The organism is Streptococcus pseudopneumoniae (genome assembly GCF_001068775.1).
GTDB classification, from domain to species: Bacteria; Bacillota; Bacilli; order Lactobacillales; family Streptococcaceae; genus Streptococcus; species Streptococcus pseudopneumoniae_N.
The window spans coordinates 1-24296 of sequence record NZ_JWAJ01000107.1 but is presented as its reverse complement, the minus strand read 5'-3'; the positions used below and the strand labels follow the sequence as shown (position 1 = coordinate 24296).

The following is a 24296-nucleotide window of genomic DNA, read 5'->3' as shown; positions in this document are numbered from 1 at the left end:
GAACCAAGTTGGTCCTCTCCAGGTTATAACTTTTCATCAACCCACTACAGTTGACAAAGAGCCCAAAAAATAAAGAAATCCCGCTTCAAAACAGGATTTCTTTATTCATTACAAAAGACTATTTAACGTGATTTGCTAGTTCTTTTTGGTATTTGGCATTTGTTTCGATTTTCTCTTTTTGCCATTTCTTAAGAGCTTCTTCGTATTCTTTAGCTGTTACAATATCATTTTGCAACTCTAAGCCTTTGAATACAAATGGATCACCCTTGATACCAACTTGAGAGTAGGCTTTTGTAAACGGCACTGTGCGACTAACTGTAGGAGAACCTCCTGAAGACGCTACAGGAATGAGGAGTGAGCTATCAGATACCCAAGCCTGTGCTTTAGCATATTTTTCATAGCGTTTGTTAAGGTCGGTTGTTTCTGATGCTGCATCATCCAAGAGTTTCTTGTACTCATCAAGTCCAACTTGAGCCATGACTTCTGGATCTTTACCTTTTGTGATACCCAAGTGTTTAAGGGCAGAACCCTTCTTAGCATCCAGGATATTTAGATAGGTAGCTGGATCTTGATAGTCTGGTCCCCAACCAGTCCCATTCAAGTCATAGTCTTTTTGAGAAGGAACCTTGGCTTGAGATGTAATACTCATTTTCTCATTATCTGTCATTTGAAGCACATCGATGACAACATTTTCAGTTCCAAGCGCTGCTTCGACAGATTGTTTGAGTGAGTTTGTTTGTTGAACAGCGATGACATCTGTTTGTTCAACTGGAATATCCAAGTGAATTGGGAAGGTTACACCCTTGGCTTGCAATTCTGACTTGGCTGTTTCAAAAGCAGCTTTTGCTTTGTCTGGGTTATAAAGAGTATCTTTACCGTCTGTCAAAGCAACATCTTTCCATTGATCACCATAGGTGACAAGTTGTTCTTGCGCCAATTCTCCAAAGGTCTTTTCACCTACTTGGACATAGTCAAAAGGCACAAGGCTATTACGGATAATCTTGTCTGCACCTTCTTCACCATTCAACTGAGCCGCATAAGAATGACGGTCAAGCGCGAAATTGATGGCTTGACGGAAGTTCTTGTTGAGAAGCGCTTCTTTTGTTGATGTTTTTTGAGCATCATCAGTCTTAGCTGTCTTGTTGTAAGATTGACGGTTTACGTTAAATGTAAGGTAATAGCTAGTTGCTTCTTGCGGGCTATAGACAATCTTATCTCCGTATTCTTGCTTGGTTGATTCAAAGTTTGAAGAAGTCGGGAAGAGACGAGCTGTTGTGAATGACCCTGATGCAAAGCTACGAATCAATGACTCTTGGTCAGATCCATCATAGAAAGTAAGCTTGATGTGGTCAATCTTAACATTATCTTTATCCCAATAGTTTGGATTCTTTTCGTACTCGATAACTGATTTTGAAGTTAGATTCTTCAAGATATATGGGCCGTTGTAGAGAATAGATGACGGTGTTGGTGTTCCATAATCTTTACCTTGAGAATTTAGGAATTCTTCATTAACTGGAAGCATCGGTGCTGTTGTCACCTTAGAATTCCAAAAGCTTTCAGGTTGGTTCAAGGTGTATTGAACAGTATAATCGTCGACCGCCTTGATTCCTACCGTTGAGAAGTCGTTACTCTCACCGCTAACATATTCTGCCAATCCTTTAATAGAATCTTGGATAAGAGTTAGACCATCCGACTTGCCATCTGCCGCATGTTTCAATCCAGTCACAAAGTCTTGAGCCTTGACTTCTGCATATTCTTCACCTTCAGAAGTATACCATTTGACACCCTTACGAAGCTTGTAAGTGTAAGTCAAACCGTCCTGTGAAACTGACCAATCCTCAGCTAGAGATGGAATCAAATTCCCATACTTGTCATTTTCCAAGAGTCCGTCGACCAAGTTGGCAATGACGTCTGATGTTGAGCTTTTGCTAGTAACGCTGTAGTCCAATGTTGTTGGATCAATAGCATATACATACGAAAATGTTGTCGGAGCGTCAGCTTTTTTCTCAGTCTTGCTACAAGCCGCCAAAAGAAGAGCTGCGCTCATCGTTATCCCTGCTACTGCGAGCCACTTTTTCGATTTCATCGGTATTCTCCTTTAAAATACTATTTTCACCATTATACCCTATTTTTATATAAAAGCAAGGGGTTATAAGGTATTTTTTAGAAAATTCAAACAAATATTTATTAAAGAAATTTCTATACTTATTTTAGAAAAAAGAGTGGGACAGAAATCGGTAATTCGTTAGAATTCGATTTCGTTGTCCTACCTCCGCACAGTTGAGTAGGGTTGTAAAAGCTGATGAAATCAGCGTAGTATAGCCCACTCAACCACTGCGTCTTGCTCGGTAATCCAAAGACAATTGAGAGGCTAGGACTTTTGTCCCAGCCTCTTTTAGGGTTATTTGGCTAATTCGATACAGAAGGCATCCCATGGTTCCAAGGTCTGTGTAGTCAAAACTTCTTCTGCTGATGTGTTTTCAATCAAGATAGATTTAAGTGACTCTTCTACTACAAACTCTTGATTCTGATTGGACAAATTGGCCACAACTAGGAAACGACGGTCCCCATCTTTACGGATATAAGCAAATACTTTTTCAGCTGTTTCAAGGAGTTCAAAATCAGCCCTCACCAACCAACTATTTTCCTTACGGATTTTTACCAATTTTTGATAGGTATAGAAAATAGAATCTGGGTTTTCCAGTGCTTCCTGAACGTTGATTGCTTCGTAGTTTGGATTAACAGCCAACCAAGGTTGTCCGTCTGAGAAACCAGCATTTTTGCTCTCATTCCATTGCATTGGAGTACGGGCATTGTCGCGACCAATGACACGAATACTGTCCATGATTTCTTCCATCGAAACGCCTTTTTCAAGAGCCTCACGCGCATAGTTGAGGGATTCAATATCCTCTACTTGATCTAGCTTTTCAAATGGGAAATTGGTCATGCCGATTTCTTCGCCTTGATAAATATAGGGTGTTCCTCTCATGAGATGAAGCAAAATTGCAAAGGCTTTGGCAGATTTTTCGCGGTATTCTCGGTCATTTCCCCAGATAGAGACGATTCGAGGGAGGTCATGGTTGTTCCAGAAGAGGGAATTCCAGCCATCCTCAACTCCTAATTCTGTCTGCCACTTGTTGAAAATCTCTTTTAATTTCCCAACATTTAGCTCTTTTTGGTACTGCCACTTAGGTTGTCCTTCCTGATACTGAAGACAGATATGTTCAAACTGGAAGACCATAGACAGTTCTTGTCCTTTTGGATCTGAATAGAGTTTTGCGATTTCTGGTGTCGCTCCCCATGTCTCCCCTACTGTCAAGAGCTCTTTGTCGCCGAAAGTAGCCTGATTCATTTCCTTGAGATAGGGATGGAGCATAGGACCATTGTTGACAATCTTCTGATCAGGAATTTTCCCAATCATGTCAATAACATCCATACGAAATCCACCGATCCCTTTATCAATCCAGAAATTCATCATTTCATAGATTTTTTGGCGTAGTTCTTCATTTTCCCAGTTAAGGTCTGGTTGTTTCTTACTGAAAAAGTGCAGGTAATATTGACCAGCCTTTTCGTCATATTGCCAGGCAGAACCACTAAAAATTGACTCCAATTCGTTAGGTTCATCACGCCAGATATAGTAGTCTCGCTCAGGACTATCAGGATTTTCACAAGCTTCGATAAACCAAGCATGCTCATCAGATGTATGATTGACAACCAAATCCATAATGATTCGAATATCTCGTTTTTGAGCTTCAGCAATCAGCTCATCCATATCTTCCATGGTTCCAAAGATAGCCGCGATATCTTGATAATTGGCAATATCATAACCATTGTCATCCATGGGGCTATCATAGACTGGAGAAAGCCAGATCGCTGTGATCCCTAACTTAGCTAGATAGTCTAGCTTACTGGTAATCCCAGGTAAATCACCAATCCCATCTCCATTGCTATCCTTAAAACTTTTTGGATAGACCTGATAAACAACGGCATTGTGCCACCATTTTTCTTGCATCTTTTTTCCCCTTTTAACATTCACTTTATTCCATCATAGACCTTTTCTTAATTTTATGCAAGCGTTTGCTTCAATCTTTTTTCTTATTTCGAACCTCCGTTGTTTCTTATCTTCCTTTTTTTTTATATAATAGAGGTCAGAGGTAAAAAAATGAAAAAACAAGCTTTTAGTTCTGAACAATATTTAAATCTACAACGCGACCATATCTTGGAGCGCATCAACCAATTTGACGGCAAACTCTACTTGGAGTTTGGCGGCAAAATGTTAGAAGATTTCCACGCTGCTCGTGTCCTTCCTGGATATGAACCAGATAACAAAATCAAACTCTTACAAGAATTGAAGGAGCAAGTTGAGGTTGTTATCGCTATTAACGCTAGCAATATCGAGCACTCAAAAGCTCGTGGAGACTTGGGCATTTCTTATGACCAAGAAGTGCTTCGTTTGATCGATAAATTCAATGAACTTGGTATCTTTGTTGGTTCAGTTGTCATTACTCAATATGCAGGACAACCGGCAGCAGATGCCTTCCGTAATCAATTAGAGAAAAATGGTATCGACTCTTATCTTCACTACCCTATCAAGGGGTATCCGACAGATATGGATCACATCATTTCTCCTGAAGGTATGGGGAAAAACGACTATATCAAAACTAGTCGCAATTTGATTGTCGTGACAGCTCCTGGGCCTGGTTCAGGTAAGTTGGCAACTTGTATGTCTAACATGTACCACGACCAAATCAATGGTATCAAGTCTGGTTATGCCAAATTTGAAACCTTCCCAGTTTGGAATCTCCCACTTCATCATCCAGTCAACTTAGCTTATGAAGCTGCTACAGCAGACCTAGATGATGTCAACATGATTGACCCATTCCATCTCCAAACCTATGGAGAAACCACAGTCAACTACAACCGCGACATTGAAATTTTCCCTGTCCTTAAGCGTATGCTGGAACGTATCTTGGGGGAGTCTCCTTATGCATCTCCAACTGACATGGGTGTCAACATGGTTGGCTTTGCAATCACTGATAACGACGCTGCCATTGAAGCATCTAAACAGGAAATTATCCGTCGCTACTATCAAACTGTTCTTGATTTCAAGGCTGAAAAAGTCGGTGAAACTGCCGTTAAGAAAATTGAGTTGCTCATGAATGACCTAGGTATCACACCAGCTGATAGAAAGGTTGCTGTTGCCGCACGTCAAAAAGCTGAAGAAACTGGTGGACCCGCTCTAGCACTTGAATTACCTTCTGGTGAAATCGTTACTGGTAAGAACTCAGAACTCTTTGGTCCAACAGCGGCTGCATTGATCAATGCTATCAAGATGTCCGCTAACATTGATGCTGAAACAAAATTAATTGAACCAGAAGTGGTGAAACCAATCCAAGGTTTGAAAATCAATCACTTGGGTAGCCGCAATCCCCGACTCCACTCAAATGAAATCCTTATCGCACTTGCAATCACAGCTATGCAGAATCCTGATGCGGATCGTGCCATGAAAGAACTCGGAAACCTCAAAGGAAGCGAAGCTCACTCTACGATTATCCTAACAGACGAAGACAAAAATGTTCTTCGCAAACTAGGAATCAATGTAACCTTTGATCCTTACTACCAATACGATCGTTTGTATCGCAAGTAAAATACGACACTCACTCCTCTAAGAGTTGGATCCTCATCGTCCAGCTCTTAGAGTTTTTTTATAGCTTTCCAGTCTTTCACAAGCATATCTTTCAAAAAGAATTCTAGTTTTAATAGAAACTGGGATAACATTTAAGTTTAGATTTATTTCTTATGAATTCTTAAAAGGAGTGATACTCAATGAAAATCAAAGAGCAAACTAGGAAACTAGCCGCAGGCTGTACTTGAGTACGGCAAGGCGACGTTGACGCGGTTTGAATTTGATTTTCGAAGAGTATGAATCAATCCTCTTCAATCTTGACTTGAACTACCTTGACTGAGGTCTTGATCCGTTTTCTCTACAATATCAAATTGGTGTAATGAGACTGACTTCGTCACTCTTATCTAGAACCTCAAAGCTATTCTGTGAGATATCTACCTAAACACCTTAGTTTGGTCATTAATTTTCATTAAGTATACAAAAAAAGTGAACAAGACAGCATTCTGATTTTCAGAAAACTATTTTGTTCACTTTTTCTTATGATTTAAACTTTGGGTTTATTCTACCGTTACTGACTTGGCAAGGTTACGTGGCTTGTCCACATCAAGTCCACGGTGTAGGGTTGCAAAGTAAGCGACCAATTGTGTTGGTACGACCATTGAGATTGGTGAGAGGTAAGGGTGTACGGTCGTAAGGACAATATCATCGGTATCTTTAGCAACATTTTCTTCTGCAATAGTAAGGACCTTAGCGCCACGTGCTGCCACTTCTTGGATATTTCCGCGAGTGTGGTTGGCAAGAACTGGGTCTGACAAGAGGGCCAAAACAGGTGTCCCCTCTTCAATCAAAGCAATGGTTCCATGCTTAAGTTCACCAGCTGCAAAACCTTCACACTGGATGTAAGAGATTTCTTTGAGCTTGAGACTGGCTTCCATGGCTACGTAGTAATCTTGGCCACGTCCGATATAAAAGGCGTTGCGTGTTGTTTCAAGAAGGTCACGAACCTTGCTATCAATCAATTCTTTTTCTGAGAGAGTTGATTCGATAGACTGAGCCACGATAGACAACTCGTGAACCAGGTCAAAAGCTTGAGCTTTAGCATTACCATTTGCTTCACCGACCGCCTTCGCAAGGAAGGCAAGAGCTGCGATTTGCGCTGTATAGGCCTTGGTTGATGCCACGGCAATTTCAGGACCTGCGTGAAGGAGCATGGTATGGTTGGCTTCACGTGAAAGGGTTGAACCTGGCACGTTTGTCACGGTCAAGCTTGGAATTCCCATTTCATTAGCCTTGACCAAAACCTGACGGCTATCCGCTGTTTCACCAGACTGACTGATAAAGATGAAGAGTGGTTTCTTGCTGAGAAGTGGCATACCATAGCCCCACTCAGATGAAATTCCCAGTTCCACTGGTGTATCAGTCAATTCTTCCAACATCTTCTTAGAAGCAAATCCTGCATGGTAAGATGTTCCAGCTGCCAGGATGTAGATACGGTCTGCGTCTTGAACAGCCTTAATGATAGCAGGATCAACCACTACTTGACCAGCCTCATCTGTGTAGGCTTGGATGAGTTTACGCATAACAGTTGGTTGCTCGTCAATTTCCTTGAGCATATAGTAAGGATAAGTTCCCTTACCGATATCTGACAAATCAAGCTCAGCAGTGTAGCTAGCACGCTCACGACTATTGCCATCATAGTCTTGAACTTCCACACTATCAGCCTTGACGATTACCAACTCTTGGTCATGAATTTCCATGTATTGGTTGGTCTCACGAATCATAGCCATAGCATCTGAGCAGACCATGTTATAGCCTTGTCCAAGACCAATCAAAAGTGGTGATTTATTTTTAGCTACGTAGATGACTTCAGGATCTTGTGAGTCAACCAAGGCAAAAGCATAAGAACCACGGATGATATGAAGGGCTTTTTTGAAGGCTTCAAGAACTGACAAGCCAGCTTCTTCCGCAAATTTTCCAATCAAGTGAACGGCGATTTCCGTATCTGTTTGTCCCTTGAAGTGGTGTCCTGCAAGGTATTCTTCCTTGATTTCAAGATAGTTTTCAATCACACCATTGTGGACCAAGACAAAACGTCCTGTCTCAGAGCGGTGCGGGTGAGCATTGTCCTCTGTTGGTTTCCCGTGAGTCGCCCAACGAGTATGTCCGATACCAGTTGTTCCCTCAACACCAGCAGTTTTAGCAGATAATTCTGCGATACGACCAACAGCCTTCACTAAATGGTTTTCAGCACCACCTAGGACAAAAATTCCCGCAGAATCATAACCACGGTATTCGAGCTTTTCAAGCCCTTGAATCAAAATATCAGTTGCATTTGTGTTTCCAACAACACCAACAATTCCACACATAGTATATACGACACAGGCTAGCTGTGCTTTCCCCTTAAAATTGGTATAGTCTAATTCCCGCTTTGCAGAATCAGCAGAAACAGTATATACTTGTTTCTTTTACTTGTCAAGAATAAAAATTGGTATAGCGTGATTCTGCCGATTCTATCTACTAAAAATCTATCATATTTCGCCTAAAGCAAGTATTTAAAAAGAGCTCTACCGCCCTTAATAACTACTATTTTGTAGCAACCTTTTCTGCTTCCACTACTTCTTGAAAGGTTTTTTGATAATTTACTTTAATCGTCATTGTCATGTGAGAGTCCTCGTTTCTTTTTGATGAACCCAGTATAAAAGCTCTTCCTAAAACATAGCTTATATTTTCCTTAGAAAAAACTAAAAGTAATTCTGACTCAATGAAAACGAAAGAGCAAACTAGAAAGCTAGCCGCAGGTTGCTCAAAGCACTGCTTTTAGATTGCCTGTTAAGACTAAGGTGTTGTTTGAAGTGATGTTGAAATTTATACATTCAGTAAATCAAATGAACATAAGCACTTTTCTAAATCCCTTACCTGAGAATCTCATACAAAAAGAGCGTTACCGCTCTTTTACTTAGTATTTAGGAGAAGGGGTTTGTTCCTGTTGAAACGTTTTTTGATAATTTACTTTAATTGTCATCGTCATGTGAGAGTCCTCGTTTCTTTTTGATGACCCTAGTATAGGCAATAACCCTAAAAGCAAACTTAAGATTTTCTTAGAGAAAGCTTAATCTAAATGTTCTTTCTTTTCTAGATTTAGGGCAATCATATGCCACTCTGGGTCCTCCTGCCAGTTAGGAAGGGAGCTGATATAGCTAGCCACCTTACGTGCTTCCTCAAGTATTGGGAAGTCCTCGATAATATCAGCCACTTGAAACTCTGGTAGACCTGACTGTCTGGTTCCAAAAATCTCACCAGAGCCACGCATTTTCAAATCTTCTTCTGCAAGGACAAATCCATTAGTCGTTTCCGTCATGATGCGCATGCGATCCTTTCCAGAGTCAGTTTTGGGATTGGCTACAAGAACCGCATAGGACTGCTTATTCCCACGACCTACACGACCTCGAAGCTGATGAAGCTGACTAAGTCCGAAACGGTCAGCATCCATGATAATCATAACCGTCGCATTGGGAACATTGACCCCGACCTCGATAACCGTTGTCGAAACCAGAATATCTGTATTTCTCTCTTTGAAATCCTGCATAATTTGGTCTTTTTCATCACTCTTCATCTTACCGTGTAAGAGAGCAACTTTTGCTTTTTCTGCAAAATGAGCCGTCAATTCTTCCGATAAAGCAATAGCATTTTTAAGATCCAGGGCTTCAGATTCTTCAATCAAGGGCGAAATGACATAGGCTTGGGAGCCTTTCTGAATCTCACTCTCTAACCAAGTCAAGACCTGGGGAAGTTGTTCATGCTTGATCCAGCGTGTTACGATTGGTTTTCGTCCTGCTGGCATCTGGTCAATAATGGAAACATCCATATCTCCAAAAGCTGTGATGGCTAAGGTTCGTGGAATCGGAGTCGCCGTCATCATAAGGACATCTGGATTTTCTCCTTTTTCACGTAGGATGCGTCTTTGTCCTACACCAAATCGGTGTTGCTCATCGATGATAATCAAACCAAGTCGAGCGTATTCCACCCCATCCTGTATAAGGGCATGGGTACCGACGATCACATCAACCTCGCCCTTAACAATCGTTTCCAAAACCGTGCGTTTTTCTGCAGCTTTTAGTGAACCCGTTAGGAGAGCTAGTTTCAAATCAGGAAAGAGACTTTCTAGACTTTCAAAATGTTGCTCTGCAAGGATCTCTGTCGGAACCATTAGAGCTGCCTGATAACCAGCCGTTACAGCCGCGTACATCGCTAGACCCGCAACCACTGTCTTCCCACTACCAACATCCCCTTGTAAGAGTCGATTCATGTGATGGTCCGACTTCATATCTGTTAGAATTTCTTGTAGGCTTTTTTCTTGGGCTTGGGTTAAGGCAAAAGGCAATTTCTCTTTAACGGCAGTTAGTTTTTCCTGGGACCAATTCAGGACCAGACCACTTCCATCAACCTTATTTTCAGACTTGAGGGTCTGTAACTGCATTTGGAAATAAAAGAGCTCCTCAAACTTGATTCGACGAAGGGCCTGTTTGTATTCTGCTAAATCCTTAGGAAAATGCATGGCACGAACAGCCTGACAGCGAGACATGAGTTTGTATTTATCGAGCAAGGACTGAGGGATATTTTCCTCTATCAAGAGATCTAGACCCTGGTCAAAGGCGGTTTTAATGACTTTAACAAGGCCTGCTTGACTAACTCCTTGTGCGAGACGATAGACAGGTTGGAGATCATCCTCCACTTGGGCTAAAACCTTCATGCCTGTGAGACTAGCTTTAGCACGATCCCACTTTCCAAAGACAGCCAAGGTTGCTCCTAGTTCAATCTTGTCAGCCAGGTAGGGTTGGTTAAAGAAGTTAACCGCAAACACAACTTCTCCCTGTTTAAGGCTAAAGCGAAGACGATTGCGCTTAAATCCATAATACTGAACACTAGCTGGAGTTACCACCTGACCAGATAGGACAGCCTTTTCACCATCTTCTAGTTCTAGCACCTGCTTGGTCTTAAAATCTTCATAACGGAAAGGAAAGTAGAGCAAGAGGTCTTGCAGATTTTCAATTCCTAGTTTGGCATATTTTTCTGCTGATTTAGGTCCCACACCAGGCAAGACATGCAAGGGTTGGTGTAAATTCATGCTGCTCTCCTTTCCTTCTGTTTTTTAATAATATTCTCTCGGAATTCGATCACTGAGGAGACAAACCACCTCATAATTTATGGTTCCTCGGTAAACTGCTACGTCTGTTGCAGTAATCTCCTTGTCCCCGTTTGAGCCAATCAAGGTTACCTTGGTCCCCAATGGATAAAGCTTAGGCAAACGAATGGTGATTTGGTCCATGGATACACGTCCTACGATGGGGAACAATTGTCCATCCACCAGAACTGAGAAATTCTGCATATCTCGTGTCCAACCATCTGCATAACCTATCGGTACCGTTGCAATGACTTGCTCACCATCTGCTTGATAAGTTGCTCCGTAACCCATACAAGCCCCAGCTGGGACTGTTTTAACATGAACAATAGCTGACTCCAAAGTTAAGGCTGGTTTTAGTGCATAAGGCAATTCCAAAACTTGTCCACTTGGATTGAGGCCATACATGGAATCTCCCATACGAACCGCATTGAGAATTGTTTCCGCATGCCATAGAGTCGTTGCGGAGTTACTAGCATGAACTAACTCTGGTACTTCTTGAAAACCAGCAAGTATTTCCTTGAAACACTCTAACTGTTCCTTAAAATAGCTATCCGACTCTTCATCAGCAGTTGCAAAGTGTGTAAAGATTCCCTCAACATTTGCTCCATGCTCCTTGAGTAAAGTTTGCGCTTCTTCAGCCTCGCTTGCACTTCTAAAACCAATTCGTCCCATGCCTGAGTCAATTTTAAGGTGAACAGTTAAACCTGATAAGTCTGACTCTGTGGCTATGAGTTTCTGGATCCATTCCAACCCAGCCACTGTCAAGGTAATATCAAAGTCCTTAGCCAATGAAAGAGATTCAACCTCAGATACTCCTAAAATAAGAATCTTCTTAGAAATTCCTGCCTGACGAAGCTCGATGGCTTCATCGATATTAGAAACGCAAAAACCATCAACGTCACCCTGGATAGCTGTTGCAACAGCAACCGCTCCGTGCCCATAGGCATTGGCTTTTACAACTGCCCATTTGAGGGTATCTTTGAGAATGTGCGCTCCCATTTGTTGGATATTGTAGCGAATTGCTTCTAGATGAATAAGGGCCTTAGTTGGTCTATGTGGACTAGTTTTCATAATTTTCCTCCAAAATAACACTAGCTGTCACAAACTGATCTGTATGGCTAATCGATAACCACACTTTTCCTGAAAACGGGGATTTACTGAAGTAGGGTGCTCCCTTCTCATTGTTCAAAATTTCCAAGTCCTGAAAACCTAGCTTTCCAATACCCGTTCCCATAGCCTTTGAAAAAGCTTCTTTAGCTGACCAACGACCAGCCAAATACTCAATCTGTCTACGACCTTTGAGACTGGCAAAGCGCTTCAATTCCTTGTCTGTCAAAACACGCTGCGCAAAGCCTTCTCTTTTTTTAACTGCATTTTGTATGGAAGCTAATTCTTCGATATCGATTCCGTGTCCAACTATCATTTTCGTCAAAAAGAGTTGAGGTTCCCCCAACTCCATCCTTTTCACTTATTTTGTTAAGGTAGTATAGATTTCTTCTACCAAGGCTACTGTGTTTTCCCATCCTAGACATGGGTCTGTAATAGAACAACCAAAGATTTCTGGTTGATTTTGGCGACCATCTGCCAAGTAAGATTCAATCATGAAACCTCGAACTGTCTTCTTGATCTTTTCATTCCAGTCACGGTTGAGTAGAGCCTGACGAACAATGCGAACTTGCTCCATATATTGCTTCCCTGAATTATCATGGTTAGTATCAATCATGATAAAGGGATTTTCAAGCCCCATAGACTCGTAACGGCCGATAGCATCTAGGAGAGTTTCATAGTAGAAGTTTGGTTCATTCTTCCCATATTCATTCATAGCTCCACGAAGGATAACGTGGGCCAGGGGATTACCTGAAGTCTCAACTTCTTGTCCATGGTAAAGAAATGTTTGCTTATTTTGTGCAGCATAGATGGCATTAAACATAACAGATAGATTTCCTGAGGTTGGATTTTTCATCCCCACTGGTGCATCAATCCCTGAAGCTACAAAACGGTGTTCTTGGTCTTCTACTGAACGCGCACCCACGGCATGGTAGCTCACCAAGTCGTCAACTAAAACTAGATTGGATGGATAAAGCATTTCATCTGCTGTAGTCAATCCAGTTTCTGTAATAACACGATAATGAAGCTGACGTACAGCCTGCAAACCATTAATCAAACTTGGTGCTTTAGAAGTATCTGGCTGATGAACCAAACCCTTGTAGCCATCTCCATTGGTGCGTGGCTTGGCTGTGTAAACACGCATGACCATGAAAATCTTATCTGCAACTTTTTTCTGCAAGTCTGCCAAACGGCGAGCATACTCAAGAACTGCTTCTTCATTGTCAGACGAACAAGGTCCAATGACCAACAAGATTCGGTCATCCTTTCCTGAAAGGATGTCTGCTAGTTCCTGGTCACGGCTTTCCTTATGTTGCAAGGCTTTTGCAGATAACTGTGTTTCCGCCTTAATCGCTTCAATATCGATTTCTTGACCTTTTTCAATAAATGCCATATTATTCTCCTAGTCTTTGGTAAATTTCGCGAACAAGAGCCTCAGTATTTTCCCATCCTAGACATGGATCGGTGATAGATTTTCCAAAGACCTCTGGTTCATTTTGACGACCGTCTTCTAGATAAGACTCAATCATGAAACCACGAACATATTTTTTAATCTTTTCATTCCAGTCACGGTTAATCAAGGTCTGACGAACGATGCGAATCTGATCCATATATTGCTTGCCTGAGTTGTCATGGTTGGTATCAATGATGATAAAGGGATTTTCAAGGCCCATCTTTTCATACTGGGCAATGGTATCCATCAAATTATCATAGTAGTAGTTAGGAATATTTTTCCCGTATTCGTTAAGGGCACCACGGAGAATGGCATGCGATAGAGGATTTCCAGTAGTTTCGACTTCTTTTCCTAGGAAAAGGAAACTTTGTTTGTTTTGAGCCGCATAAATACCGTTGAACATGACATTGAGATTTCCAGACGTTGGATTTTTAAAACCTGTCGCAAAATCTGCTCCACTAGCCACAAAACGGTGTTGTTGATCTTCAACTGAACGAGCTCCAACTGCCATATAAGAAATCAAATCATCTACCAAAGGAAGGTTCTCTGGGTACAACATCTCATCTGCCGTCGTCATTCCTGTTTCAGAAATAACACGATAATGCAAGTGGCGAACCGCCTTGATCCCATTGATAAGGCTCGGCGCTTCTTTGGCATTTGGTTGGTGAATCAAACCCTTATAGCCATCACCATTAGTACGTGGTTTAGCAGTGTAGACGCGCATCACCATAAAGACACGGTCTTTGACTTCTTCTTGCAATTTTGCCAAACGCTTGGCATACTCAAGAACTGCTTCTTCATTGTCAGACGAACACGGACCAATCACCAACAAAATGCGTTGATCTTCACCACGAATAATCGCTTCAAGTTCTTGATCGCGTTGTTGTTTATTGGCAAGTGCTTGTCCTTCTAATTTAGACAAACTACGAACTTCTTCAATATTAATTTTAGGGCTTTTGGCTGTAAATACCATGATTCATCCTCCTTATAAAGCAAACGGACGCCAAGTGAAAATTCACTTTTCACTAGGCATCCGCCTGAAAATTAGTCATTCTTAACGTCGTTTACCGTGACAGTTTTTAAATTTCTTACCAGAACCACATGGACACAAGTCATTACGCTTAACTTGGCTAAGATCCAAATCTGCAGGAAGGTCAGCTTGTTGGGCAACAATATTTCGAGTCGCTGTCGTGCTGATATGACGCTCCGCCTGTGGGCGTTCTTGTTCATGGATTTGAGCTTTCATCATCAAACGAGTAACATCAAACTCAATAGAACCAATCATATCATTAAACATACGGAAACCTTCTGCTTGATACTCTACGACTGGGTTGTTCTGAGCATAACCACGGAGACCAACAGCATTACGCAACTGGTCAAGGGCATCGATATGGTCAGTCCATTTATTGTCAACCACACGTAGGATCAATACCTTCTGGAATTCCTTAACGGCTTCTTCATCTCTCAACTTAGACACTTGGTTATTGTAAACAACCAAAGCACGTTGGAAGAGTTCTTCCTTGATTTCTTTATCTGACAAGCCTGACAAGTCATCAAGAGAAATAGAATCTTCTGGCAAGAGGTTGAATCTAGCAAAGTTGAGGATTGCTTCTAATTTTTCATCTTGTTTAGCACGAGCATGGTTATCGACAACACGATTAATAGTGCGTTTAATCATGGCATGAATCTCAGGAGCAAGGTCACGATCAGCAGTGATAACATCGTAGCGTTGTGAGTAGATAATCTCACGTTGTTCACGCATGACGTCATCGTACTGAAGGACTTGTTTACGAGTATCGTAGTTGTTTCCCTCAACACGTTTTTGAGCTGCTTCTACTTGACGGGTCAACATGCGAGATTCAATAGCTTCGTCAGACATATTGAGGCGTTCAAAGACACCTTTCAAGCGTTCTGAACCAAAGCGTTTCATCAAATCATCTTCAAGAGAAAGGTAGAATTGAGATTCACCTGGATCCCCTTGACGACCTGAACGTCCGCGAAGCTGGTTATCAATACGACGGCTTTCATGGCGTTCTGTACCAATGACACAAAGTCCTCCAAGTTCACGAACACCTTCACCAAGTTTGATGTCGGTACCACGACCGGCCATGTTAGTTGCGATGGTAACGGCACCACGCTGACCAGCGTTCATGATAATTTGAGCTTCTTTGTAGTGATTCTTGGCATTCAATACTTCGTGAGGAACGCCTGCAGCTACCAATTTTTTAGAAATGTAGTCACTGGTTTCAACTGCAACCGTACCAACCAAGACAGGTTGACCTTTTTGGTAGCGAGCTTTTACATCTTCGACAACAGCCTTAAACTTAGCATCGATACTTGCATAGAGTAGGTCTGAGTGGTCGATACGTTGAACCGGACGGTTTGTTGGGATAGGAATAACACGAATGTTGTAGATTTCACGGAATTCTTCTTCCTCAGTCTTACCTGTACCCGTCATACCTGACAATTTCTTGTACATACGGAAGAGGTTTTGGTAGGTGATAGAAGCTGAAGTCTTGGTTTCATCTTGGATTGGCACACCTTCTTTAGCTTCAATCGCTTGGTGCAAACCATCAGAATAACGACGACCTTCCATGGTACGACCAGTAAATTGGTCGACAATCAAGATTTCTTGCTCTTCGCTGACCACATAGTCAATATCAAGAAGCATGATGTAGTTGGCACGAAGGGCATTATCGATAAAGTGAGTCAGAGCAACATTTTCAATATCGTAGAGGTTGCTTAGATTAAAGTAGCTTTCGGCCTTGTCAATACCTGAATCTGATAGACCAATAGTCTTAGACTGAATATCAATGATATAGTCATCCTTATCCAAAGACTTCACAAAATGGTCTGCCATATGGTAGAGTTGACTTGTTTCAACTGCATTGGCCCCTGAAACAATCAAAGGAGTACGAGCTTCGTCAATCAAGATTGAGTCGACCTCATCGACCAAGGCGTAGTTGAGTGGACGTTGAACCATATTCTCCGCACGGACAACCATGTTATCACGGAGGTAGTCAAATCCGATTTCTGAGTTGGTTGAGTAAGTGATATCACACTCATAGGCTTCTTTTTTCTCCATTGGAGATTTGGCCGCCAAGTTGATCCCTACTGATAAGCCAAGCCATGAGTACAACTCACCCATCTCAGTCGCATCACGTTCAGAAAGGTATTCATTGACCGTAACTACGTGAACCCCTTTACCTGAAAGAGCATTGAGGTATACAGGCATCGTCGCTGTCAAGGTTTTCCCCTCACCAGTACGCATCTCAGGAACGTCACCATGGTGAAGAACGATCCCCCCCATAACCTGAACCTTATACGGGAAAAGACCAAGAACACGCTTAGCTCCCTCGCGTACAACAGCAAACGCCTCATACAAAAGTTGGTCAAGAGTCTCACCATTTTGGTAGCGTTGTTTGAATTCTTCTGTTTTTGCTTTCAATTGCTCGTCTGTTAACGCAGCCATTTCATCTTCATATTTGAGGACTTTATCAGCCATCTTCTCCAGACGACGAATCTCTCCTTTATCATTTTCGATGATTGATTTTAATAAATTTGCCATTTTTTTCCTTACTTTAAATTCTGAATATTTTAGAATGTTCTTTTTATTGTAGCATATTTGCCCAATTTTTTCAAGAAATATTCCATTTTCCCTTAGAGCAAAAAAGGGCTAATCAAGGTGATTAGTTCCCTTAAAATTCCTATTCCGAGGCTAGTTTTCTTCATTAATGTTTCTAGCTAGTTTATCCATGAAAAAATTTCCATCATTTTCTATCAGATAAAAGCTTGCCTATTTCTTTCAAGGAAGACTGGATTTCTTCTTTTCCAATCGTAGCTTATTCATAAATTTTAGACAAGCATAGATTTTCCAGTCATTGACTAAGGATAAAAAGACTAAAAGTAGCCATATCACCCATCTAGCAAGATCCCTTGGTTCTTGTAAAATAAAGTTAAATAAGACTAGCGAAAAAAGAGTGAAAACTAGACTAAACAAGGCTGCTAGAGGCATATAAAACCAATAAAAATAGTAAAAGACAGAAAAGTACTTACTTCCTGGCTGTACCTTCCCTTGCCAACGAAAAAAGTAAAAGTAGGGTGCCAAAATCAAGAATTTTAATAGTTTTTCCATCTCCTTACCTCTCCAACGCTTTCCTTATTTTATTATAGCAAAAAAATCTGGAAATATCTTTCCAGATTCTGCTTTTTTATTTTCGTTTTCTTGCGATTAGGTGAATTGGTGTTCCCTCAAAGACAAAGGCCTTGCGAATTTGATTTTCCAAGAAACGCAAGTAAGAGAAGTGCATAAGCTCTTCTTCGTTGACAAAGATGACAAAGGTTGGTGGTTTGGTTGCTACTTGAGTCGCATAGAAAATCTTGAGGCGTTTCCCTTTGTCGGTCGGTGTTGGATTGATGGCGATAGCATCCATAATCACATCGTTCAAGACAGCTGATGGAATACGGGTATTTTGACTTTCACTGATTTGCTTAATCATCTCAGGCAACTTGTGGAGACGTTGCTTGGTCAAAGCTGATACAAAGATAATCGGTGCGTAAGGCAGGTATTGGAACTGCTCACGGATATCCTCTTCCCAGTTTTTCATGGTGTGGTTATCTTTTTCAAGAGTATCCCACTTATTGACCACGATAATCATCCCTTTACCAGCTTCGTGGGCAAATCCAGCGATACGCTTGTCATACTCACGAATACCTTCCTCGGCATTGAGGACCATCAGAACTACATCTGAACGGTCAATAGCACGCATAGCACGCATAACCGAGTATTTCTCAGTATTTTCATAGACTTTACCTGACTTACGCATACCAGCCGTATCAATCATGGTAAACTCTTGGCCGTCAGCATCTGTAAAGTGGGTATCAATGGCGTCACGAGTTGTACCAGCGACAGGACTGGCAATGACGCGGTCTTCTCCCAAAATGGCATTAATCAAGCTAGATTTTCCAACATTTGGACGACCAATCAAGCTGAATTTAATAACATCTGGATTTTCTTCTTCAACTTCATGAGGAAGATTTTCTACGATAGCATCTAGCACATCCCCGGTCCCGATACCGTGAACAGATGAGATCGGTAGAGGTTCGCCCAATCCAAGAGCATAGAAATCATAGATATCATTTCGCATCTCTGGATTGTCAACCTTGTTAACGGCTAAGATGACTGGTTTATGAGTTTTATAAAGTTTACGGGCAACGTATTCGTCCGCATCTGTAATTCCTTCTTTACCAGACACGACAAAGACGATAACATCTGCTTCTTCCATGGCAATTTCTGCCTGGTGCTTGATTTGTTCCATGAAAGGCGCATCGACATCATCGATACCCCCAGTATCAATCATACTAAAAGAACGATTGAGCCACTCACCTGTGGCGTAGATACGATCTCGCGTTACACCTTCAATATCTTCTACGATTGAGATGCGTTCTCCCGCGATACGGTTAAATAGGGTTGATTTCCCAACATTGGGACGTCCCACAATGGCAACAGTTGGTAAGGCCATGTTTTCTCACTTTCTACAATAACTTCTTCTGCTCAAGATTTTCTCGAGTCGAGCTTGGTTCTGGATTGCCAAATTGCTCTGCCAAACGTTGACTCCAAGTGGTAGTCGCACGCGCACCTGCATATTCAGTCTGTACACGGTCATAGGCTTCAATTGCCTCAGTTAACTGTTCTTGGTATTCTTCCTCAAAGACAACATTCTCTAGTGGCAGTCTTGGTTTTACAGCATGCTGTTGATTTGGCACACCGAGTGCAATCCCAAAGACTGGATAGGTATAGTCAGGAAGCTTGAACAATTCTGCTAACTCAACAGACTTGTAACGCACCAAACCGATAATCACTCCGCCATAGCCTAGGCTTTCTGCCGCAAGCAAGGCATTTTGTCCAGCTAGAGCTGCATCTACTGAAGTGATGAGGAGTCCTTCCACCCCTTGAGGTTGGAAAACATCCGTATGGAGACGAGCCCCTTTTTCTGCACGGTTTAGATCACCAACAAAAAGTAAAAATGCTGCAGACTGGCGAATCGCTTCCTGAGGAACTAGCTCAAATAAGGCGTCCTTCTTTTCTTGACTTCTGACAAGAATGACAGAGTAGGATTGGAAATTTTTCCAAGAAGAAGCCATTTGGGCAGCTGTCAAGATCTCATTCAAGTCTGCTTGGGGAATCTCTTGCTCCTTAAATCTGCGCACCGAGGTATGAGATTTCATTAAGGTGATTGTTTCTGTCATCGGCGGTTTTCTCCTTCAAGTCGTGTTTCCTCTGCTAAATAACGAATGCGTTCCATGACGCGTCTAGCTTCCCAAGTTTCGTCATTTCCGTTTTTCCCTTTAGCGAAATGCTTCTCCAAATCTTCAAAGTTGAAGTTGGAGGTGAAAAAGGTTGGCAAATCTTCCTGCATACGATATTGGAGAATAACCTGCAGGATCTCGTCACGCACCCAAGCTGTTGATTGCTCGGCACCAATATCATCCAAAATCAAGACTTCAGCAAGCTTAATCTCATCCACCAAGGTCTTGACATTGCCATCACCGATAGCATTTTTGACATCGATGACAAAGCTCGGATAGTGGAGGAGCGTTGATGAAACACCACGTTTTTCTGACAAATCATGAGCAAGGGCAGCCACCATGAAACTTTTACCCACACCAAAGTCTCCATATAAGTACAGACCTTTTCGAATAGCTGGATATTGCTCCACAAAGGCTAGGAGCTTTTCAAAAACTGGCAAGCGCCCCAAATCATCTAAATCAACTTGAGCTAGGCTAGCTTTTTTAAGACTAGCTGGAAGATTGATTAGCTTGAGACGGTTTTTAATTGCCGCTTCTTTTTCTGCTGCGATTAGTTCCGGAGTCTCTTCATAGGAAACATCTGCATAGCCATGATTCATGACTAGGATAGGCTTGTAGCCACGCGCGATATAGTCTGTATCTCCTCGGAGGAACTTATCTCTCTCAGTGATGTATTGGTTAAACTTGGAAATACTACGGTTTAACTCCTCCTGACTGAGAGATTCTTTCTGGATAAAGGCTGCAACATCAGGGTCCTTCACAATTTGCTGGACTAAATCCTGATACTGAAATCGGCTTGGTTGACGCTTGAGTACGTCTCCGACACTTTCCATCTAGTCTCCTCCTTTTTCTAATCGAGCTAACATTTCTTTTTTCTTACGTTCTAGTTCTAAGCGAGTTTCTTCGCTCGTTTCATTCTTATATTCAGGATTGCTCCATTTAGGCACATTGGTTTTTGCTGGGGCAGTCTGATTCTGCTTTTGCGTTTTTGCTTTTTGGCCACGTTCACGAATACGGAGAACTGCCTCCTCGGCACTACGGATATTTTGATAGGCGTAGTCATTAGCCACCTTCATGGCGTATTTTTCATTGATATTGGCCGAATCAACCTTATTAAAGGTCAGGAGCAAGATAACATTGATCACTTCATCCAGCAAACCCAAGGCTGCCATCTGCTGGAGCAGGTCCCGTTCAGTCTGGGTAATACTTCCCTTGCGGGTCTGCTTAATCTCAGCAAGGAATTGCAAGGCTGTCTTTCTCTTAGCCTCTCGGATAATGGTTGCTTCCTTGGGACTAAAGTCAGAAGTCACAGGCTTTTGCGCTATCTTTTCACGGATGCGTTTGACAGAAATCACTTGCGACACTGCTGTCGCTTTGGCTACTTGATAAGTCTCAAACCAGGTCCACTTCTGCTCGTCAGCTATTGCAAACAAGGTCAAAACATCCGAAGTCTCATCTTGAAAACGAAGACCATCACGGGCCATGAGCTGACGGAAATGCTCCAAATCAAAATCATCTGCTGCAGGCTGGCTGCTAGAGGTTTCTTGACTCGCAGACTCGGATAACTGAGGGAAGATTTGACTCAAGGCCACCGAGATAGGTTCCCCTTCAACACGTTCCTGTCTCATGACTGCAACCGCACTATCTCCAATCATTTTTTCTAACAAGGTCCGATAAACTGTATGTTGTAAAAATTCTTGAGTTGATAAGGGAGAATGGAGTAACAAGTTATAGGCCTCTCCCTGCTGATAGAGGGTCACCAATTTCATGGCTGTTAGAGTTTTAAAAGCCTTTAAAAGACTATCCATCCCAAAATTCAGATGGTTAAGCATAGCTGCAAAGAGGTGCTCCTTTTGGCCACCATCCCAAAAAGTCACAGCATAAAGATAGAGGCTCAGCGCCTCCTGACCGATAATCGGGAGGTAGCACTGCACCATTGATGAGGTATCTTGCGACACCCGATTATTCTTTACAAAAGAAAAACGGTCATTTGGCTTCATTTATTTTTCCTTTTTCTTTTTAGAGGATTGTGTGATCTGCTGGAGGAGGCTTTCAAGCTCACTCACATCCTTAAAGCTACGGTAAACACTGGCAAAACGTACATAAGTAATCTCATCGAGCTCTGCCAACTCTTCCATAACCAAGGAACCAATATCCTCACTCTGAATTTCATTTTCATTGCGACTACGGAGTTTTTGTTCGATGCGATTGACCACCATGCCAATCTCATCACTAGACACTGGACGTTTCTGGGCTGAACGAATAATCCCGTTAAAGATTTTATCTCTTGAAAATTGTTCCCGTGTACCATCTTTTTTGACTACAACTAGCGTTCTCTCTTCTACACGTTCATAGGTTGTAAAACGATGCTGACACTCTTCACACTCACGTCTTCTTCTGATTGTATTTCCTTCTTCAGCCTGGCGACTATCGATCACACTTGATTTTGTAGCGCCACATTTTGGACAACGCATGCCTTTCCCTCCTTGTCGTTTTCTTTTCATTATACCATTTTTTAAGAGATTCCCAAAATAATTCTCCTTTTGGCTTGACAAGTTTTTTGTTTTGTTGTATTATTAAATTAATACAAAGGTAATTAGAAAGGAGATCGTGATGTCTTGGACATTTGATAACAATAAACCCATTTATTTGCAGATTATGGAGAAAATCAAATTGCAGATTATTTCCCATAAACTCGAGCCCAATCAACAGCTTCCAACCGTTAGAGAATTAGCTAGCGAGGCAGGGGTCAATCCCAACACCATCCAGCGCGCCCTATCGGACTTGGAGAGAGAAGGCTTCGTTTATACCAAGCGGACGTCAGGACGCTTTGTCACAGAGGATTTGGACTTGATCCTCCAATCCCGTAAGCAACTGTCAGAAGAACAGCTGCAACAGTTTGTAACAGGCATGGTAGAATTTGGTTATGAAAAAGAAGAACTACCGACTGTTTTGAGAGATTATATTGAAGGAGTTTAAACTATGACTTTGTTAGCATTAGAAAATGTGTCAAAATCCTATGGAGCAAGCCCTGCTCTTACAAATGTTTCCCTTGAAATTCCAGCTGGAAAAATCGTTGGCCTCCTTGGCCCAAACGGTTCTGGAAAGACAACCTTGATTAAACTAATCAACGGCTTACTACAGCCAGAGGAAGGGCGTATCCTCATCAATGGCATGGAACCAAGCCCAGCAACTAAAGCAATTGTTTCTTATCTTCCTGATACGACCTACCTCAACGAGCAGATGAAGGTCAAGGAAGCTCTCACTTATTTCAAGACCTTCTACCAAGATTTTAATCTGGAACGTGCTCAAGGTCTTCTTCGTGACCTTGGTATTGATGAAAATAGCCGTTTCAAGAAACTCTCAAAAGGGAACAAAGAAAAGGTTCAGTTGATCCTTGTCATGAGTCGTGATGCTCGTCTATACGTGCTTGATGAACCGATCGGTGGTGTCGACCCTGCAGCTCGTGACTATATCTTGAATACCATCATTAACAACTACTCTCCAACTTCTACTGTCTTGATTTCAACTCACTTGATTTCAGACATCGAGCCAATCTTGGATGAGATTGTCTTCCTCAAGGATGGAAAAGTCGTCCGTCAAGGAAATGTTGATGATATTCGCTATGAGTCTGGAGAGTCTATCGACCAACTCTTCCGTCATGAGTTCAAAGCCTAGATAAAGGAGATTATTATGTTTTGGAATTTAGTTCGTTATGAATTTAAAAATGTTAACAAATGGTATTTAGCCCTCTATGGTGCTGTACTGGTACTTTCTGCTCTTATCGGAATTCAAGCAAGGACTTACAACGATATTCCTATCAAAGAAAGTCAACCTATTCTACTTATTTTTCTAGCACTCGTGTTTGGTGGCTTGATGATTACGCTTGGGATTTCAACCTTGATTTTGATCATCCGTCGCTTCAAGGGTAGTGTCTATGATCGACAAGGTTATCTGACTTTGACCTTGCCAGTTTCCGAACACCAGATTATCATGGCCAAACTCTTGGGGGCCTTCATTTGGTCTCTGATCAGTTCAGCAGTCTTGGTTCTGAGCATTTATATCATTCTTGTGATAATTGAGCCTAATTCTGTTAATTTCCTTGCTTTCAAAGACTTGTTCCAACAGTACCTAGACAGTATCGGCTTATATCTAATTTCATTCATCCTCGGCACAATTTCAGGAATCCTCTGCATCTACTTGGCAATCTCCATCGGACAACTTTTCAATGAATACCGCACAGCACTCGCGGTTTTAGCCTACATTGTTATCCAGATCGTGCTCGGTTTTGTCGGTCTAAACCTTCGCATAGATACTAATTTCAATATGATGCTTACATTTGAAATCTTTACGGATTTAATCCTAATTGCTGGATTCTACCTCGGTACTTACTATATCTTGAAGAATAAGGTTAATCTTCAGTAATCATTCAGAGGATGGTCAAAAACTTAATTTTATAGTGGATTGAACTTAGAGTAGCACGTCATGGATTCTAAAACATTTTTAAAAATTAATTTGACTTTCCTAACCTCTTTGTTCATATCTTATTTCAATTAACTATAGTCAATTGAAACAAGAACAAGACAAAAGAGCCTCGAAAAAAGTACTACAACTTGGCA

18 protein-coding genes are annotated in these 24296 nt (G+C 41.7%); 4 read left to right on the top strand and 14 right to left on the bottom strand.

Annotated features, from left to right (window positions below):
* Positions 1 to 118: 118 nt before the first annotated feature.
* Together ADF68_RS06020 and ADF68_RS06015 are read right to left on the bottom strand one after the other, a co-directional pair.
* Positions 119 to 2086 carry a peptide ABC transporter substrate-binding protein gene (locus ADF68_RS06020; protein ID WP_049549036.1) on the bottom strand — a complete coding sequence of 656 codons (1968 nt, stop codon included), beginning with the start codon at positions 2084 to 2086 and terminating at the stop codon, positions 119 to 121.
* A gap of 315 nt (positions 2087 to 2401) precedes the next feature.
* Complete coding sequence (locus ADF68_RS06015) at positions 2402 to 4012, bottom strand: glycoside hydrolase family 13 protein (RefSeq protein WP_049549035.1); 1611 nt, start codon at positions 4010 to 4012, stop codon at positions 2402 to 2404.
* Between the two features lie 150 nt (positions 4013 to 4162).
* Here ADF68_RS06015 and ADF68_RS06010 point away from each other — a divergent pair, with 150 nt between their 5' ends.
* On the top strand, positions 4163 to 5647 hold the full coding sequence (locus ADF68_RS06010; protein WP_049549034.1) for a DUF1846 domain-containing protein: 1485 nt from the start codon (positions 4163 to 4165) through the stop codon (positions 5645 to 5647).
* Between the two features lie 536 nt (positions 5648 to 6183).
* Here ADF68_RS06010 and glmS read toward each other — a convergent pair.
* The 12 genes from glmS to nrdR form a co-directional block, all read right to left on the bottom strand.
* A complete protein-coding gene (gene glmS, locus ADF68_RS06005) occupies positions 6184 to 7992 on the bottom strand; it encodes a glutamine--fructose-6-phosphate transaminase (isomerizing) (RefSeq protein ID WP_049549033.1) in 1809 nt (602 codons plus the stop codon).
* Between the two features lie 743 nt (positions 7993 to 8735).
* A complete protein-coding gene (recG, locus tag ADF68_RS06000; RefSeq protein ID WP_049549032.1) occupies positions 8736 to 10751 on the bottom strand; it encodes an ATP-dependent DNA helicase RecG in 2016 nt (671 codons plus the stop codon).
* A gap of 24 nt (positions 10752 to 10775) precedes the next feature.
* Positions 10776 to 11879: an alanine racemase gene (alr, locus tag ADF68_RS05995; RefSeq protein WP_049549031.1), complete on the bottom strand. Its 1104-nt coding sequence runs from the start codon at positions 11877 to 11879 to the stop codon at positions 10776 to 10778.
* On the bottom strand, positions 11869 to 12231 hold the full coding sequence (acpS, locus tag ADF68_RS05990; RefSeq protein WP_049549037.1) for a holo-ACP synthase: 363 nt from the start codon (positions 12229 to 12231) through the stop codon (positions 11869 to 11871). Before acpS ends, alr begins: the two co-directional genes overlap by 11 nt.
* 45 nt (positions 12232 to 12276) lie before the next feature.
* Positions 12277 to 13308, bottom strand: coding sequence for a 3-deoxy-7-phosphoheptulonate synthase (locus ADF68_RS05985; RefSeq protein WP_049503924.1), 1032 nt, complete (start codon positions 13306 to 13308; stop codon positions 12277 to 12279).
* 1 nt (position 13309) lies between these two features.
* Positions 13310 to 14341 (bottom strand): 3-deoxy-7-phosphoheptulonate synthase, encoded by a 1032-nt coding sequence (locus tag ADF68_RS05980; protein WP_000232201.1) that lies wholly within the window; start codon positions 14339 to 14341, stop codon positions 13310 to 13312.
* 81 nt (positions 14342 to 14422) lie between these two features.
* Positions 14423 to 16936, bottom strand: a complete 2514-nt coding sequence (secA, locus tag ADF68_RS05975; RefSeq protein WP_049549030.1) for a preprotein translocase subunit SecA — start codon at positions 16934 to 16936, stop codon at positions 14423 to 14425.
* Positions 16937 to 17579: 643 nt separating this feature from the next.
* Positions 17580 to 18890, bottom strand: a complete 1311-nt coding sequence (der, locus tag ADF68_RS05965; protein WP_049508964.1) for a ribosome biogenesis GTPase Der — start codon at positions 18888 to 18890, stop codon at positions 17580 to 17582.
* Positions 18891 to 18903: 13 nt separating this feature from the next.
* On the bottom strand, positions 18904 to 19617 hold the full coding sequence (locus tag ADF68_RS05960) for an NADPH-dependent oxidoreductase (protein ID WP_049549028.1): 714 nt from the start codon (positions 19615 to 19617) through the stop codon (positions 18904 to 18906).
* Positions 19614 to 20510: a primosomal protein DnaI gene (gene dnaI, locus ADF68_RS05955; protein WP_049549027.1), complete on the bottom strand. Its 897-nt coding sequence runs from the start codon at positions 20508 to 20510 to the stop codon at positions 19614 to 19616. The genes ADF68_RS05960 and dnaI overlap by 4 nt, the downstream gene beginning before the upstream one ends.
* Positions 20511 to 21677, bottom strand: a complete 1167-nt coding sequence (locus ADF68_RS05950; protein ID WP_049549026.1) for a DnaD domain protein — start codon at positions 21675 to 21677, stop codon at positions 20511 to 20513. It lies immediately after the preceding gene.
* Positions 21678 to 22151: a transcriptional regulator NrdR gene (gene nrdR / locus ADF68_RS05945; RefSeq protein WP_049549025.1), complete on the bottom strand. Its 474-nt coding sequence runs from the start codon at positions 22149 to 22151 to the stop codon at positions 21678 to 21680.
* Between the two features lie 139 nt (positions 22152 to 22290).
* On the opposite strand from nrdR, the gene ADF68_RS05940 reads away from it, so the two are divergent.
* Genes ADF68_RS05940 through ADF68_RS05930 form a run of 3 tightly spaced genes read left to right on the top strand, consistent with a single transcriptional unit; the run spans position 22291 to position 24102 of the window.
* A complete protein-coding gene (locus tag ADF68_RS05940) occupies positions 22291 to 22656 on the top strand; it encodes a GntR family transcriptional regulator (protein WP_000119157.1) in 366 nt (121 codons plus the stop codon).
* A gap of 3 nt (positions 22657 to 22659) precedes the next feature.
* A complete protein-coding gene (locus ADF68_RS05935; RefSeq protein ID WP_049549024.1) occupies positions 22660 to 23355 on the top strand; it encodes an ABC transporter ATP-binding protein in 696 nt (231 codons plus the stop codon).
* Positions 23356 to 23370: 15 nt separating this feature from the next.
* A complete protein-coding gene (locus ADF68_RS05930) occupies positions 23371 to 24102 on the top strand; it encodes an ABC transporter permease (RefSeq protein WP_049549023.1) in 732 nt (243 codons plus the stop codon).
* Positions 24103 to 24296 lie beyond the last annotated feature (194 nt).

What these genes read in the sequence shown, in the direction of transcription:
- ADF68_RS06020 (WP_049549036.1), bottom strand. Translation starts at nt 2,086, where the DNA reads ATGAAATCGAAAAAGTGGCTCGCAGTAGCAGGGATAACGATGAGCGCA.
- ADF68_RS06010 (WP_049549034.1), top strand. Translation starts at nt 4,163, where the DNA reads ATGAAAAAACAAGCTTTTAGTTCTGAACAATATTTAAATCTACAACGC.
- secA (WP_049549030.1), bottom strand. Translation starts at nt 16,936, where the DNA reads ATGGCAAATTTATTAAAATCAATCATCGAAAATGATAAAGGAGAGATT.
- alr (WP_049549031.1), bottom strand. Translation starts at nt 11,879, where the DNA reads ATGAAAACTAGTCCACATAGACCAACTAAGGCCCTTATTCATCTAGAA.
- ADF68_RS05935 (WP_049549024.1), top strand. Translation starts at nt 22,660, where the DNA reads ATGACTTTGTTAGCATTAGAAAATGTGTCAAAATCCTATGGAGCAAGC.
- ADF68_RS05950 (WP_049549026.1), bottom strand. Translation starts at nt 21,677, where the DNA reads ATGAAGCCAAATGACCGTTTTTCTTTTGTAAAGAATAATCGGGTGTCG.
- recG (WP_049549032.1), bottom strand. Translation starts at nt 10,751, where the DNA reads ATGAATTTACACCAACCCTTGCATGTCTTGCCTGGTGTGGGACCTAAA.
- ADF68_RS05940 (WP_000119157.1), top strand. Translation starts at nt 22,291, where the DNA reads ATGTCTTGGACATTTGATAACAATAAACCCATTTATTTGCAGATTATG.
- der (WP_049508964.1), bottom strand. Translation starts at nt 18,890, where the DNA reads ATGGCCTTACCAACTGTTGCCATTGTGGGACGTCCCAATGTTGGGAAA.
- dnaI (WP_049549027.1), bottom strand. Translation starts at nt 20,510, where the DNA reads ATGGAAAGTGTCGGAGACGTACTCAAGCGTCAACCAAGCCGATTTCAG.
- ADF68_RS05960 (WP_049549028.1), bottom strand. Translation starts at nt 19,617, where the DNA reads ATGACAGAAACAATCACCTTAATGAAATCTCATACCTCGGTGCGCAGA.
- nrdR (WP_049549025.1), bottom strand. Translation starts at nt 22,151, where the DNA reads ATGCGTTGTCCAAAATGTGGCGCTACAAAATCAAGTGTGATCGATAGT.
- ADF68_RS05980 (WP_000232201.1), bottom strand. Translation starts at nt 14,341, where the DNA reads ATGGTATTTACAGCCAAAAGCCCTAAAATTAATATTGAAGAAGTTCGT.
- acpS (WP_049549037.1), bottom strand. Translation starts at nt 12,231, where the DNA reads ATGATAGTTGGACACGGAATCGATATCGAAGAATTAGCTTCCATACAA.
- ADF68_RS05930 (WP_049549023.1), top strand. Translation starts at nt 23,371, where the DNA reads ATGTTTTGGAATTTAGTTCGTTATGAATTTAAAAATGTTAACAAATGG.
- ADF68_RS05985 (WP_049503924.1), bottom strand. Translation starts at nt 13,308, where the DNA reads ATGGCATTTATTGAAAAAGGTCAAGAAATCGATATTGAAGCGATTAAG.
- glmS (WP_049549033.1), bottom strand. Translation starts at nt 7,992, where the DNA reads ATGTGTGGAATTGTTGGTGTTGTTGGAAACACAAATGCAACTGATATT.
- ADF68_RS06015 (WP_049549035.1), bottom strand. Translation starts at nt 4,012, where the DNA reads ATGCAAGAAAAATGGTGGCACAATGCCGTTGTTTATCAGGTCTATCCA.